The sequence below is a fragment of the Paramagnetospirillum sp. genome (assembly GCF_058402745.1).
In genome coordinates this window covers 476,559-490,092 of record NZ_JBZVFI010000018.1, presented here as the reverse complement: position 1 = coordinate 490,092, position 13,534 = coordinate 476,559, and the positions used below count along the sequence as shown (strand labels likewise).

Sequence of the window (13,534 nt, the reverse complement as noted above, 5' to 3'; positions counted from 1 at the left end):
TCGAAGTGCAACACCCGCTATAATGGGTGCTGCGATGGGACAACGATACAATCAGCTCAGTCTGGATGAGCGGTGCGAGATTTACCGTCTGCATGCAGACGGTAAATCTCGGCGAGCCATTGCCCGGGCCTTGGGCCGGGCGGCGTCAACAATCAGCCGAGAGCTGGAGCGCAACAGTGGCGCCCAAGTCGGCTACAAGGTGGATTGGGCGATGATCCAGGCCCGCGCCCGGCGGCGGCGCAAGCTTTACAAACTGGAGCGCTCGAGCGCGCTCAGGAAACTGACCTTGGACGGCCTTGCGATGGGATGGTCCCCGGAGCAGATCGCCGGGCGGCTCGAGCTTGAGCAAGGTAGGCCGGTGATCAGCCACGAGTCAATTTACCGCTACATCTACTGGCGCGTGAACAGCCACAAGGACTATCTGCACCGGCTGCTGCCGCGCGCCAAGTTTCAGCGTGGCTGGCGTGGCCGCAAGGGCGGCAGCTCGGTGCATTTCATTCCCCAGCGAGTGCCGGTAGCCGAGCGTCCCGCCGAGGTCGCCGACCGGCGCCAGACCGGCCACTGGGAAGCCGATCTGATGCTGTTCTCCCGCTATCGCCAAGCCGTCCTGGTGGCGCACGAACGTAGCTCGCGCCTGCTTCTGCTCCGGCATCACCTCAGCAAAGCCGCCGAGCCAATCGCCGACAGCCTGACCGCCATGCTGCGGCGATTTCCTGCCGAGCAGCGCCGCACCATCACCTTCGATAACGGCTCTGAATTCGCGGCCCATCGCCGCCTGAAGACAAGGCTTCGCATGAAAACCTATTTCTGCGATCCCCATAGCCCCTGGCAGAAGGGCGGCGTCGAGAACGCCATCGGGCGAATGCGGCGGGGACTGCCGCGAAAAACAGATCTCGCGGCAGTTTCCCAGGCCGATCTGGACGACCTGGCCATGGACTACAACCTCACCCCGCGAAAGTGCCTCGGATATCGAACTCCGCTTGAGGCTTTCCTCGGAAAAGCCATCGATCTCGGTGTTGCACTTGAAATGTGAGTCCATCTCACCTGTGGTGCACGGAAGTCCACCAGTTCCTTGGCGATCTCATCGGCATTGAGAAAAACAGCCGTTTCCAGCGCTTCGCCCAGAATCGCCTTGGCCAGGGTGGTCTTGCCGGCTCCGTTGGGGCCGCCGATGATCCACATCCAGGGGCGTTCAGCCGGCATAACCTACTTCACCAGACTCACATTGGCCGTCCCCTCGGCGCCCATGAAGACGCAGAGGATGCGCACCGGCCGGTCGGTGAGGTTGATGCCCTTGTGGGGAACGGCCATGGTCTCCATCAGGGCCTGGCCCTGGGTGAAGGTGCGCCGGCCGTGCGACCCGTAATCCACCACCACCTCGCCCTCCAGGATGTAGGCGTACATGGGGGCGGGATGGAGATGCAGCGCCGCCTCTGAGTGGGGACCCAGGGTGACGATGGTGGAGGTGACCTTGGCCGGGCCGCTGTCGGGATAGCGGATGGGCTCGCCCATCACCGTGGTGGTGGTGGACAACAGCTCCACCGAGGGATAGGCCTGCTGCGCCCAGGCGGCCACAGGCCCCAGCAGCAGCATCACCGCCGCAAACAAGACACGCATGGCGTTTCCCCCTTATGCTTCAGCGACGTTCGAAATCGTCGAGCAACTGGCCGATCCGTCCCGAATCGGTCTGCTCCATGATGGTGCGGGCCAGGCCTTCCGCCGCGGCCAGCGACATGGCGCGGATGCGGTTCTTCACCACCGGCAGGTTCGACGTGGTCATGGACAGCTCGCGCAGGCCGAGCCCCAGCAGCAAGGGCGCGTAGCGCGGATCGCCGGCCATCTCGCCGCAGACGCTGACCGGGATGTTGGCCCGCTGGGCGGCCTGGGCGGTGAACTGGATCAGGCGCAGCACCGCCGGGTGCAATGGATTGTAGAGATGGGCCACCGCCTCGTCGGCGCGGTCGATGGCCAGGGTGTACTGCACCAGGTCGTTGGTGCCGATGGCGAAGAAATCGGCGTGCCAGGCGATGGCATCCGCCGACAGCGCCGCCCCGGGAATCTCGATCATGGCGCCCAGCGGCGGCAGGGGATCGGGCAGGGAAACCTTGGCCTTGCGCAGGCGACGCACCACCCGGTTCATGACCTCGCGGGTGGCGCGCAGCTCGCCCACCGTGGCGATCATGGGAATCAGGATGCGGACGGGGCCGTGAACCGACGCCCTCAGGATGGCGGCCAGCTGGGCCTCCAGCAGATCCTGGCGGGCCAGCCCCAGGCGAATGGCGCGCAGGCCCAGCGAGGGATTGGGGCCGATGGTGCAGCCCAAGGCGGGGGCCAGCTTGTCGCCGCCGGCGTCGAAGGTGCGCACCGTGACGGTCCGCCCGCCCATGCGCTCGATGACGTCCCTGAGGATACGGTACTGCTCGTCCTCGCTCGGCACGTCGTCGCGGTTCATGAACAGGAACTCGCTGCGCAGCAGGCCGATGCCCTCGGCCCCCGAATCCAGCACCGCTCCCACCTCGTTGGGCAGCTCCATGTTGGCCTGCAGCCCGATCCGCCCGCCGTCGCGGGTGACGGCCGGCACGTCCTTCAACCGGGCCAGCACGCGGCGCGCCTTCAGGAAGGCGGCGCGCTCACGGCGGTAGAAGGCCAGGGTCTCGGGCAGGGGATTGATCACCACCAGGCCGTTGGTGCCGTCGACGATCACCGTCTCGCCGCCCCTGACCCCGGTCAGCAGATCGGCGATGCCCAGCACCGAGGGCAGGCCCAGCGAGCGGGCCATGATGGCGGTGTGGCTTTCACTGCCGCCCACCGTGGCCGCCAGTCCGGCCACCAGGGCGGGATCGAGCAGGGCGGTGTCGGCGGGCGTCATCTCCTCGGCGACGATCACCGCATTCCTGGGCAGGGCCGTGAAGGGGCGATAGGCGGTGTTGGTCAGCGCGCGCAGCAGACGCCGGCCGATATCCTTGATGTCGGCGACGCGGGCGGCGAGGTAGGGATCCTCCATGGCCTCGAAGCCGCGGACGATCTCGTTGATTTCCTGCTGGACGGCAGCTTCGGCGTTGATGCGTTCGGTGCGGATGCGGCTTTCCACGCCCCTGAGCAGGCGCGAGCCGTGCAGCATCTGGCGGTAGGCGTCCAGCAGGTAGCCCAGTTCCTCGCCGGCGGCGCCGCCCAGGCGCCCCGCCTTGTCCTGCAACTGCTCCACCTGACGGCCGGCATTGGCGGCGGCCTCGGCGAAGCGGGCGCACTCGGCGTCCAGCCGGTTGGCGGCGATGCGCAATTCGGGCACGGCGATGGTGCCGGAATCGTGCAGATAAAGAGTCCCGATGGCGATGCCGCGCGACACGCCCAGGCCGTCGCGGACGATCTCCCCGCCGGACATGCCGGTCGGGTGGCTTCCCGCCCTGCTTCGTCCGCCCGCCGTGCCTCCCCCGCGCGTCGTCATGGACTTGGCGTCAGTCTTCGTCGAACTTGCGGTCGACCAGGTCGAACAAAGCCTCCATGGCTTCGGCGGCCTGGGCCCCGCTCACCTTCAGCTCGATGGAGCAGCCGGGTGCCGCGGCCAGCATCATCAGTCCCATGATGGACAGCCCCGACACCTCGGTGCCGCGATGGCCGACGGTGACCTGGGCATCGAAGGTGGCGGCCAGCTTGACGAACTTGGCGGCGGCCCGGGCGTGCAGCCCGCGCTGGTTGGTGATGGCGGCGGTGCGGACCAGCTCGCCGCCGGTATGGGTCACGTCCGACATTACTTGCGATCCTGGGTCAACAGCTTGGAAGCGACGTTGATGTACTTGCGTCCGGCCTCCTGGGCGCTGGCGACGGCGTCGGCCAGGGGCTCGGAATGGCGCACGCTGGCCAGCTTGATCAGCATGGGCAGGTTGACGCCGGCGATCACCTCGACCTTGGCCTTGTCCATGATGGAGATGGCCAGGTTGGACGGCGTGCCGCCGAACATGTCGGTCAGCACCACCACGCCGGCGCCGTCGTCGCAACGGGCCACGCTGGACAGAATGTCGTTGCGGCGCTGCTCCATGTCGTCGTCGGGGCCGATGCAGACCGCCCCGACATTGGGCTGCGGTCCGACCACGTGCTCGAGCGCGGCGACGAGTTCGTCGGCGAGCCGGCCGTGGGTGACGAGTACCAGTCCGATCATCTCAATCCCCCTTGAGCGGACAAGAGCCGGCCCCACCGGCCCCGATCCCGCTTGTCTTGCACAGTGACATCATGAACCCCCTTCGTCGAGTTCGCGATGGCGAAGCTCGACCCGTCCGCCGCGACGCTTCATCCAGTCGGTGAGGCGCTCGGCGATGGTGACGGAACGGTGACGGCCACCGGTGCAGCCGATGGCGATGGTGAGGTAGCTCTTGCCCTCGGCGGCGAAGCGCGGCAGCAGCGGCTCCAAGAGGCGGGTGAGCGAGTCGAGAAAGGGGCCGAAGGCCGGGTCGGCGGCCACGTATTCGGCCACCGCCGCGTCGCGGCCGGTCAGCGGCTTCAACTCGGGGACGTAATGGGGATTGGCCAGGAAGCGGGCGTCGAACACCAGGTCGGCCTCGCGCGGCAGGCCGTTGCGATAGGCGAAGGAGGTGACGAACACCACCAGGCCGCCGGCGCTTTCCAGTCCGAAATGCCCGGCCAGCACCCGCTTGAACTCGGCGGGCGGCTGATTGGTGGTATCGATCATCACGTCGGCGCGGGACCTGAGCGGCGAGACCAGGGCGCGCTCGTGGCGGATGCCGTCCAGCAGCGGCCGGTCCACCGCCATGGGATGGCGCCGCCGCGTCTCGGTGAAGCGACGGCACAGCACGTCGTCCTCGCAATCGAGGAACAGCAGGCGCACGTCCAGGCCGCTTTCGCCCATCAGGCGGTCCAGCGCCGCCAGGACCGGCTCCACCCCGAAATCGCGGGTGCGGATATCGACCCCCAGCGCCAGGGGCCGCGCCATGCCCTCGCCCGGGCGCGCCAGGCTGGCCGCCAGCGCCAGCGGCAGATTGTCCACCGCCTCCCAGCCCATGTCCTCCAGCGCCTTCAGGGCCATGGTCTTGCCCGCCCCGGACATGCCGGTGACGAAGACCACGCGGCTGCCGCCCGCCTGGGGGCTGGCCGGGGTCGAATCCGTCGGGCTGGAATGCAGGTCGCTCATCACGGCGGCATTATATCTCGCGTCGCGTCGCGCATCGCAAGGCGAACCTTCGCCGCCGCCGACGCCTCGAAGGGGGCCAGACACAGGTGCCGGAGCGCCAATCCCAGCAATTCCAAGGCGTTCGCTTCCGGCAGCCGTTCCACCTCGGATGGGGCGACCAGATCGATCACCAGATTCAGCGGCGCCCGCTCCAGATAGGGCATGCGAACCAGTCCCAGGCCGCGCACCTCGATCATGCCGGCGATGGTGGCGGGCGGGCGGGCGACCAGGATGTCTCCATCCCGCTCCAGCCGGGTCTGGTCGTCGGCCACCAGCAGGGCGCCGCCATCGATCAGCCTGAGCGCCAGATCCGACTTGCCGCTTCCGGAGGGGCCGCGCAGCAGGACGCCGCGCCCGCCGATAGCCACGCAGGTGCCGTGGACGAGAATCATGGTCGAAGGGTGACCGCGCCACCCGCCCGAGTCAAGCCGCGCCGGGAAGGACTCAGCGGGACGCCTTGCGGGCCACGGGTTGCACCGGATCCTGGCCGGAATAGAGCGGCCATTCCCCCGACGCCACCGCTTCCAGGGTGTCCGATTGCTGGCCCAGCCGGCTCTGGTAGATCCAGTAGCTGGTCATCACCCGCTGAACGAAGGCGCGGGTCTCGCGCGACGGCAGGCTTTCCACCAGCAGCAGCGGATCGTCGTTGTGGCGGATATTGGCCAGCCAGCGGCTCAGATTGCCGGGGCCGGCGTTGTAGGCGGCGGCCATCAGCAGCAGGTTGCCGTTGACCGGCTCCTCAGCCAGCAGCTTGGCGACGTAGCGCTGGCCCAGCCCGAGATTGTGCTCGGGATCGTGCAGGCGGTCCCGCGCGCCCCGGCCGCCGACGGCCACGGCGGTGGCCGGCATCAGCTGCATCAGCCCGGCGGCGCCGGCGCCCGAACGGGCATTGGGGTTGAACGAGGATTCCTGGCGGACCAGGGCGAAGACCAGGGCCTTGTCCACCTGCCAGCCGCCCTTGGGCGTCCAGTCGGGCACCGGGAAGGCGGCGGCGTCGTGCAGGCGGCCGTTGTCGCGCGGCAGCGACGAGCCGCCCAGGCGCACCGCCAGGGCGGGCATCTGGCCGGCATAGGCCAGGACCAGCATGGACTGGCGCACCCCCTTGCCGGCATTGGGATAGAGCTTGCGCAGCTCTTCCTCGGCGCCGGCGCGGTCGCCCAGCTGCAGCAGGCCGAGCGCGCGGCGCGCTCCGGGGATGCGCATCAGGAGATCGGCATCGCCCTCGGTGAAGGGCGGGACCTCCCACGAGAACTGGTTCTCGTGGCCCAGCTCGGCACGGGCCAGCAGGCCGTAATAGGATCGCGACGAGGTGGCGGCCAATTCCAGCCAGTGATTGTGCGCCTCGGGGCGCCGGGTGACCAAATTGGCCCGCGCCGCCCAGAAGGCGCCGGCGGCGGACAGCCAGTCCTGGCCGTCGGCCAGCTTGGCCACCTCCTCGAAATGGCGGCGCGCCGAATCGGGCTTGCCCATGCGCCACTGGGCCAGTCCGGCGATCCAGTGGGCGGCGGGCAGCTGCTCGCCCGAGCGTTCGGCCGACCGGCCGGCCAGGGTGGCGGCGGGCTCGTCGCGGCCGCCGGCGAAGTGGTCGGCGGCGACCATCAGCCGCATGCGGTCGAAATCCAGGGCGGACATGGCCTGGGCTTCATTCGATGCCATCATGGCCTCGACGCGGGCCGGCTCCTCGTCGCGCAGGGCCTGGCGCAGCCGGGCCTTGAAGGTCCTGACCTTGGCGGGCGAGGAATCCACGTCATAGGCCACCTCTTCCCAGGTGGCGCCATCGGCCTCGAACTCGATGCTGGTGCCCTTGAGCCCGCCCTTGGCCGGAGCGCGCAACGCGCCAAGGCCCTTGGCGCCCTTGACCAGCCTGTGGACCGCCTCGGCCTGGGGCAGGTCGGCGTATTCGGACAGCCAGGCGCGGATTTCCTGGAACTTGGGCTTGGCCCCCGGCGCCAGCAGGCGGGCGGCCAGCACGTGGCCCTTCAGCAATTCGTCGTGGACCTTGCCCAGCTCGCGGTCGGCGGCGGCCAGCTGACCCGAGGCCTGCAGCGCCATCACCCGCTTGTAGAGTTCGGCGTCGGCGGCGGAAAGGGGTTTGGGCAGGGGGGCGACGCGGGCTTCGCGATTGGAGCCGGGGAGAATGGCCGCCGTGCGGGCGCCATCGGCGGCGGCGATTCGCACCTTTTCCGTCTTGGCGGCTTCGCCCGCCAGGGCCGGGGAGGTGGCTGCCATGATCGCCAGCATCACTGCCGGGAGGAGCCTGTCGCGCAAGGCTGTTCTCCTCTGATACGCGGGTGGTCCGATTCACCCGTCGCTCGCGGATCGCGCGCCGGGACCGGACCACGGGGTTATCGACAAAACCAATCGTGGTCAGCGGTTTTATAAATGACGCCCCCCGCCAGGGCAACGAAAAACGACTCGCGATTCGTGAATGGATTGTAAATTCACCTGTAAAAACAATGAATTAAACTTTGCTCCCGAGTCGTGGTGACAGGACTCGGCCGTAACCTCCATAATGGGGAAATGATCGTCTCGGCCAGCTATCGCACCGACATTCCCGCCTTCTACGGCCCCTGGTTCCTCAACCGCTTCCGGGCGGGCTGGGCCAAGGCGGTCAATCCCTATGGGCGGCAGGTCTCCACCATCCCGCTGCGCCGGGGCGTGGACGGCTTCGTGTTCTGGACGCGCAATCCCGGGCCGTTCCAAGAGGCGCTGGCCGAGGTCCGGCGGGCGGACATGCCCTTCGTCCTTCAGTGCACGCTGACCGGCTATCCCCGTGTCCTGGAACGTTCGGTGATCGAGGTGGAGCGCTCTTTGGCCCTGATGGCGGATCTGGCCCGCGCCCATGGTCCCCGCGCCGTGGTGTGGCGCTACGATCCCATCCTGGCCACCTCGCTGACGCCGCTCGACTGGCACGAGGCGAACTTCGCCCGCCTCGCGGCGCGCCTCGAAGGAGTCACCGATGAGGTGTCGGTGTCGTTCGCCACCGTCTATCGCAAGACCGAACGCAATCTGGCCGCCGCCGCCCGCGCCCACCGTTTCGCCTGGAGCGATCCGGCAGCCGACGACAAGCGGGCTTTGCTGCTCCGGCTGACCGGGTTGGGGGCCGCCCACGGCATCCGTCTGACCCTGTGCTCGCAGCCCGACCTGCTGGCGCCCGGCATCGAACCGTCGTCATGCATCGACGCACGAAGGCTGGAGGACGTGGCCAGGGGCTGGGGCCTGGACCGGCGGATCAACGCCAAGGTCAAGGGCAACCGTCCCGGCTGCCTGTGCCATGAAAGCCGGGATCTGGGCGAGTACGACACCTGCCCGCACGGCTGCACCTATTGCTACGCGGTGGGGTCCCGCACCCTGGCCAAGCGCCGTTACGCCGAACACGACCCCGAGTCCGAATTCCTGCTGCCGCCGCCCTGGCTGGAGCAAGAGGAAAAGCCGCCGACATTGCTGTGACGCAAAGGCCGCTTATGCGACGGGAGCCAAGCCGCCACCGGCGGCGCCCGGCGACTGAGGGACCTTGAAAATAAGTGCGGCGGCCGATGCCAGGGGGGGAAGCATCGGCCGCCGCGTCTGGCCGGCTGTCGCTCGAGAGGGGACGGGGGAGCGACGGCCTTGCGGAGGGCCATGACGGGGATCATCGGGGCCAATTGTGGCGATTTCATGGGCGGCATGCGAACCGGGCCAAAGAAATTGTCTTTTCCCCGGGCAGGGGTTGGGGGTAGTTTTCTTCCGCTTGAACCCCCACTTAAGGGTGGTATCCTGCGCGCCGGACACCGGGGACCTCGGCAACAGCCAAGGTCGCGGCGTTTGCGCGCGTCCAACGGATCGGCCGAACCACCCGGAAGTGGGGCCGCAACCTTGATCGAGAGGATTACGCCGTGCTTGAAGCCTATCGCCAGCATGTCGCCGAACGCGCCGCGCTCGGGATTCCCCCCCTGCCGCTGTCGGCGGAGCAGACCGAGGCCCTGGTGGGCCTGCTGCAGAACCCGCCCAAGGGCGAGGAACAGGCCCTCGTCGATCTGATCACCTATCGCGTTCCCGCCGGCGTGGACGACGCCGCCAAGATCAAGGCCGAGTTCCTGGACAAGGTGGCCAAGGGCACCGTCGCCTGCGCGCTGATCAGCCGCGAGAAGGCCGCCGAGCTGCTGGGCACCATGCTGGGCGGCTTCAACGTCAAGCCGCTGATCGAGCTGCTGTCCGACGCCAAGGTGGGCGGCGTCGCCGCCGAGGGGCTGAAGAAGACCCTGCTGGTGTTCGACTTCTTCCACGACGTCAAGGAACTGGCCGACAAGGGCAACGCCAACGCCAAGGCGGTGCTGCAGTCCTGGGCCGACGCCGAATGGTTCACCTCGCGCCCGGCGGTGCCGGAAAGCCTCACCGTCACCATCTTCAAGGTGACCGGCGAGACCAACACCGACGACCTGTCGCCCGCTCCCGACGCCTGGAGCCGCCCCGACATCCCGCTGCATGCCCTGGCCATGCTGAAGAACCCCCGCCCCGGCATCGAGGCGGACGAGCCCGGCAACCGCGGCCCGGTCAAGCAGCTGGAGGCCTTGAAGGCCAAGGGCAACCTGGTGGCCTATGTGGGCGACGTGGTGGGCACCGGCTCGTCGCGCAAGTCCGCCACCAACTCGGTGCTGTGGTTCACCGGCGAGGACATCCCCTTCGTCCCCAACAAGCGCTTCGGCGGCGTGTGCCTGGGTACCAAGATCGCCCCCATCTTCTACAACACCATGGAAGACGCCGGCGCGCTGCCCATCGAGCTGGACGTCAACCAGATGAACATGGGCGACGTGGTCGAGCTGCGCCCCTATGAGGGCAAGGCGCTGAAGGACGGCAAGGTCATCAGCGAATTCACCGTCAAGTCCGAGGTGATCTTCGACGAGGTGCGCGCCGGCGGCCGCATTCCGCTGATCATCGGCCGTGGCCTGACCGCCAAGGCGCGCGAGGCCCTGGGCCTGCCGGTCTCCACCCTGTTCCGCCTGCCGGCCGTTCCCAAGGACACCGGCAAGGGCTTCTCGCTCGCCCAGAAGATGGTCGGCCGCGCCTGTGGCCTGCCCGAGGGCAAGGGCATGCGTCCCGGCACCTATTGCGAGCCCCGCATGACCACGGTCGGCTCCCAGGACACCACCGGCCCCATGACCCGCGACGAGCTGAAGGATCTGGCCTGCCTCGGCTTCTCCGCCGACATGGTGATGCAGTCCTTCTGCCACACCGCCGCCTACCCCAAGCTGGTGGACGTCAAGACCCACCGCGAGCTGCCGGGCTTCATCTCCACCCGTGGCGGCGTGGCCCTGCGTCCCGGCGACGGCGTCATCCACTCGTGGCTGAACCGCCTGCTGCTGCCCGACACCGTGGGCACCGGCGGCGATTCCCACACCCGCTTCCCCATCGGCGTCTCCTTCCCGGCCGGCTCGGGTCTGGTGGCCTTCGCCGCCGCCACCGGCGTGATGCCGCTGGACATGCCGGAATCGGTGCTGGTCCGCTTCAAGGGCAAGATGCAGCCCGGCGTCACCCTGCGTGACCTGGTCAACGCCATCCCCCTCTACGCCATCCGCGCCGGCCTGCTGACCGTGGAGAAGAAGGGCAAGAAGAACGTCTTCTCCGGCCGTATCCTCGAGATGGAAGGTCTGCCCGACCTCAAGGTCGAGCAGGCGTTCGAGCTGACCGACGCCGCCGCCGAGCGCTCCGCCGCCGCCGCCACCGTGCGGCTGAACAAGGAGCCGATCATCGAGTACATGCGCTCCAACATCACCCTGATGAAGTGGATGATCGCCAATGGCTACGAGGACGCCCGCACGCTGGGCCGCCGCATCAAGGCCATGGAGGAGTGGATCGCCAAGCCGGACCTGCTGGCCCCCGATGCCGACGCCGAATACGCCGCGGTGATCGAGATCGATCTGGCCGACATCAAGGAACCCATCGTCGCCTGCCCGAACGACCCCGACGACGTCAAGCTGCTGTCCGAGGTGGCCGGGGCCAAGATCGACGAGGTGTTCATCGGCTCGTGCATGACCAACATCGGTCACTTCCGCGCCGCCGGCAAGGTGCTGGAGGGCAAGTCCGACATCCCCACCCGCCTGTGGATCGCGCCGCCCACCAAGATGGACGCCATGATCCTCAACGAGGAGGGCTACTACTCGGTGCTGGGCAAGTCGGGCGCCCGCATGGAAATGCCCGGCTGTTCGCTGTGCATGGGCAATCAGGCGCAGATCCGCAAGGGGTCCACCGCCATGTCCACCTCGACGCGCAACTTCCCCAACCGTCTGGGCATCGACACCAACGTCTATCTCGGCTCCGCCGAGCTGGCCGCCGTCTGCGCCCTGATGGGCAAGATTCCGACCGTGGCCGAGTATCTGGAGCAGGTGAACGTGGTCAACGCCAAGGCCGCCGACGTCTATCGCTACATGAACTTCGACCAGATCGCCGAGTTCAGCGAGATGGCCGCCAAGGTCGCCGTCTGACCCGGGTCAAGTGATCAGGCGAAACCCCCGTCGGGCAGCCGGCGGGGGTTTTTCTCTTTCTGATGATCGTTGCCGTTCCGTCACCATCATGGCATGCTGGTCTTCAACCCCACGTTCCGTGGTGGAGAACATGCCTCCGGCACACCGGATTCCGCCCAGCGGCAATCCCCTCATCGACCAGCAGCATGACCAGCTGACCGGGCTGATCCAGCGGGCGGCCCTGGCGGCGCGCGACAGCGGCGACCCGGCGGCGTTCGGGATCGCCCTCGCCGATTTCCGCCGCGTGCTCGCGCGTCATTTCGCGGTGGAGAAGGTGATCTTCAGCGGGGCGGGCTTCGACGCCGCCTCCAGCCATGACGGCGCCCACATCCGGATCCTTCGGCGCCTGGATCACATTCTGGCGACCCTCGACACCTTGTCGACGCCCACCTCCCGCCATCACATCCTCGACGAGCTGGAACAGACCCTGCTCGACCACGAAATGCTGGAGGATGCCACCTATTGGGACGCCATCCGCGCCCATTCCGGCAGCCCGACCCTGAAATGGGCCGATCTGATGGTCATCGGCATCGATTGGGTGGACGACCAGCATCGGAGCATGGTGGATTTGTTCAACCAGCTGTCACGGGCCACCCGGAGCGGGCAAGACGCCGTCTGCGCCGATCTGCTGCGCCGGTTTCTCGATCTGACCCGCCGCCACTTCGCCGCCGAGGAGACGTATCTGGAGTCCCGGGGCAAGCCGCTGCCGCACCACCGTGCCGATCATGTCCGCATGCTGGCCGAACTGGACGACCTGGCCGCTACCGGCGGGCACGGCCTGGGCATTCTGGTGGACCATTACCTGCGGTTCTGGGTGATGGAGCACATCCTGGGCATCGACCGCCAGGACCTTGGGAGTGACGGGCGGGACGCCCGCGCTCCGTGATGGTGCGGGAGCGCGGGCGTCCCACCCGCCTTGCCGTGGTTCAGCCCCGCCGGACCTGCAGCCGGGCGAGGCGGGCCTGGTCGTAGCGGTTCAGATCGTTGTGGCGGATCAGGGCGCGGATGGTCTGCACATAGGCGTCGCCCCGCTCGGAATAGGCCGACAGCGCCGCCGCCAGGGCATGGCCGTCGGGCCGGCCGCCCTCGCCGCGGGCCTGGGCGCGTGCCCGGCGCAGGCCTTCATAGGCCCGGTGGGTGTTGAGATTGTGCACATAGGCGCGCACCGCCTCGTACAGCGTGGTGAAGTTGCGCATGCCCGACCCGTCGGCCGACACCTCGACCGTATGGCCGAACAGGTTGCGCGAGCGGCGCACCAGTTTGGAGGTGCCCCAGCCGGATTCCTCGGCCGACTGGGCCAGGGCCAGGGACGGCGGCACCACGTCGACGCGCGACAGCAGCTTGCGCAGATTGCCGTCCTCCACCTCGTAGCGCCGGGCGAGATCGGCCAGCCAGGCCTGATCCGAAGCGGCGATATGCAGGCGGTTGGCCTTGCGGTTCATGATGTCGAGCAGGCGCGAGCGTTCGGCGGCGATTTCCTCGTCCACCGCCAGCACCAGCGGCAGCATGACGCGCAGGAACACGGCCTTCCTGCCCTCGATGTCGGGCAGGTCGTCGATGTCGCCGGGAATATTGGGCAGGAACAGCGGCGGCACGTCGGCCTGACCGGCCGCCACCGCCTCGAGGCGATAGCCCATGCGGTCCAGGGCGGCGTTGAGCCGGGCGGCGCTGCTGACGTCGTCGCCGGTCAGGGGCGCGGCCTGCTGCTGCGGCGTGGCCTCGCTCGCCAGGGGGCGGGGTGCCGCGACGGGCGCGGCCTTGTCTTGAAGAACCATCCAGTAAAGCCCGCCAACCGCGCCGAGAAGGGCGGCGAAACTGGCGGCTGTGAAGATTCGGGATCCGATCGACCCGC

The 13,534-nt window shown here is 68.2% G+C and carries 13 protein-coding genes; 4 read left to right on the top strand and 9 right to left on the bottom strand.

Annotated elements, in window-relative coordinates:
* Positions 1–22 precede the first annotated feature (22 nt).
* On the top strand, positions 23–1,033 hold the full coding sequence (locus ACV4UZ_RS18250) for an IS30 family transposase (protein ID WP_491599453.1): 1,011 nt from the start codon (positions 23–25) through the stop codon (positions 1,031–1,033).
* Here ACV4UZ_RS18250 and ACV4UZ_RS18245 read toward each other — a convergent pair.
* The 8 genes from ACV4UZ_RS18245 to ACV4UZ_RS18210 all read right to left on the bottom strand — a co-directional run bounded on the left by ACV4UZ_RS18245 (position 937) and on the right by ACV4UZ_RS18210 (position 7,450).
* Positions 937–1,182 (bottom strand): AAA family ATPase, encoded by a 246-nt coding sequence (locus ACV4UZ_RS18245; RefSeq protein ID WP_491602440.1) that lies wholly within the window; start codon positions 1,180–1,182, stop codon positions 937–939. The two genes, ACV4UZ_RS18250 and ACV4UZ_RS18245, sit on opposite strands and share 97 nt — an antisense overlap.
* Positions 1,183–1,206: 24 nt before the next feature.
* Positions 1,207–1,617, bottom strand: a complete 411-nt coding sequence (locus ACV4UZ_RS18240) for a cupin domain-containing protein (protein WP_491602211.1) — start codon at positions 1,615–1,617, stop codon at positions 1,207–1,209.
* A 19-nt stretch (positions 1,618–1,636) separates the two neighbouring features.
* Positions 1,637–3,445 (bottom strand): phosphoenolpyruvate--protein phosphotransferase, encoded by a 1,809-nt coding sequence (gene ptsP, locus ACV4UZ_RS18235; RefSeq protein ID WP_491602210.1) that lies wholly within the window; start codon positions 3,443–3,445, stop codon positions 1,637–1,639.
* Between the two features lie 10 nt (positions 3,446–3,455).
* Complete coding sequence (locus tag ACV4UZ_RS18230) at positions 3,456–3,749, bottom strand: HPr family phosphocarrier protein (RefSeq protein ID WP_491602209.1); 294 nt, start codon at positions 3,747–3,749, stop codon at positions 3,456–3,458.
* Entirely contained in the window at positions 3,749–4,156 is a 408-nt protein-coding gene (locus tag ACV4UZ_RS18225) for a PTS sugar transporter subunit IIA (RefSeq protein WP_008616805.1), read from the bottom strand. The genes ACV4UZ_RS18230 and ACV4UZ_RS18225 overlap by 1 nt, the downstream gene beginning before the upstream one ends.
* Positions 4,157–4,225: 69 nt before the next feature.
* Positions 4,226–5,143, bottom strand: coding sequence for an RNase adapter RapZ (gene rapZ, locus ACV4UZ_RS18220; protein ID WP_491602208.1), 918 nt, complete (start codon positions 5,141–5,143; stop codon positions 4,226–4,228).
* Positions 5,143–5,574, bottom strand: coding sequence for an HPr kinase/phosphorylase (locus ACV4UZ_RS18215; RefSeq protein ID WP_491602207.1), 432 nt, complete (start codon positions 5,572–5,574; stop codon positions 5,143–5,145). Before ACV4UZ_RS18215 ends, rapZ begins: the two co-directional genes overlap by 1 nt.
* A 52-nt stretch (positions 5,575–5,626) precedes the next feature.
* Positions 5,627–7,450, bottom strand: a complete 1,824-nt coding sequence (locus ACV4UZ_RS18210) for a lytic transglycosylase domain-containing protein (protein ID WP_491602206.1) — start codon at positions 7,448–7,450, stop codon at positions 5,627–5,629.
* Between the two features lie 252 nt (positions 7,451–7,702).
* Between ACV4UZ_RS18210 and ACV4UZ_RS18205 the strand changes: the two genes are divergently transcribed.
* The 3 genes from ACV4UZ_RS18205 to ACV4UZ_RS18195 all read left to right on the top strand — a co-directional run bounded on the left by ACV4UZ_RS18205 (position 7,703) and on the right by ACV4UZ_RS18195 (position 12,568).
* Positions 7,703–8,632, top strand: coding sequence for a DUF1848 domain-containing protein (locus ACV4UZ_RS18205; RefSeq protein WP_491602205.1), 930 nt, complete (start codon positions 7,703–7,705; stop codon positions 8,630–8,632).
* A 425-nt stretch (positions 8,633–9,057) separates the two neighbouring features.
* On the top strand, positions 9,058–11,643 hold the full coding sequence (acnB, locus tag ACV4UZ_RS18200; RefSeq protein ID WP_491602204.1) for a bifunctional aconitate hydratase 2/2-methylisocitrate dehydratase: 2,586 nt from the start codon (positions 9,058–9,060) through the stop codon (positions 11,641–11,643).
* 130 nt (positions 11,644–11,773) lie between these two features.
* Entirely contained in the window at positions 11,774–12,568 is a 795-nt protein-coding gene (locus ACV4UZ_RS18195; RefSeq protein WP_491602203.1) for a hemerythrin domain-containing protein, read from the top strand.
* A gap of 40 nt (positions 12,569–12,608) precedes the next feature.
* Here ACV4UZ_RS18195 and ACV4UZ_RS18190 read toward each other — a convergent pair whose 3' ends face one another.
* On the bottom strand, positions 12,609–13,457 hold the full coding sequence (locus tag ACV4UZ_RS18190) for a glucosaminidase domain-containing protein (protein WP_491602202.1): 849 nt from the start codon (positions 13,455–13,457) through the stop codon (positions 12,609–12,611).
* Positions 13,458–13,534: the final 77 nt, after the last annotated feature.

Coding starts and splice junctions, on each gene's coding strand:
- ACV4UZ_RS18225 (WP_008616805.1), bottom strand. CDS start 4,156: ATGATCGGACTGGTACTCGTCACCCACGGCCGGCTCGCCGACGAACTC.
- ACV4UZ_RS18215 (WP_491602207.1), bottom strand. CDS start 5,574: ATGATTCTCGTCCACGGCACCTGCGTGGCTATCGGCGGGCGCGGCGTC.
- ACV4UZ_RS18195 (WP_491602203.1), top strand. CDS start 11,774: ATGCCTCCGGCACACCGGATTCCGCCCAGCGGCAATCCCCTCATCGAC.
- ACV4UZ_RS18190 (WP_491602202.1), bottom strand. CDS start 13,457: ATGGTTCTTCAAGACAAGGCCGCGCCCGTCGCGGCACCCCGCCCCCTG.
- ACV4UZ_RS18245 (WP_491602440.1), bottom strand. CDS start 1,182: ATGTGGATCATCGGCGGCCCCAACGGAGCCGGCAAGACCACCCTGGCC.
- rapZ (WP_491602208.1), bottom strand. CDS start 5,143: ATGAGCGACCTGCATTCCAGCCCGACGGATTCGACCCCGGCCAGCCCC.
- ptsP (WP_491602210.1), bottom strand. CDS start 3,445: ATGACGACGCGCGGGGGAGGCACGGCGGGCGGACGAAGCAGGGCGGGA.
- ACV4UZ_RS18250 (WP_491599453.1), top strand. CDS start 23: ATGGGTGCTGCGATGGGACAACGATACAATCAGCTCAGTCTGGATGAG.
- ACV4UZ_RS18240 (WP_491602211.1), bottom strand. CDS start 1,617: ATGCGTGTCTTGTTTGCGGCGGTGATGCTGCTGCTGGGGCCTGTGGCC.
- ACV4UZ_RS18230 (WP_491602209.1), bottom strand. CDS start 3,749: ATGTCGGACGTGACCCATACCGGCGGCGAGCTGGTCCGCACCGCCGCC.
- ACV4UZ_RS18205 (WP_491602205.1), top strand. CDS start 7,703: ATGATCGTCTCGGCCAGCTATCGCACCGACATTCCCGCCTTCTACGGC.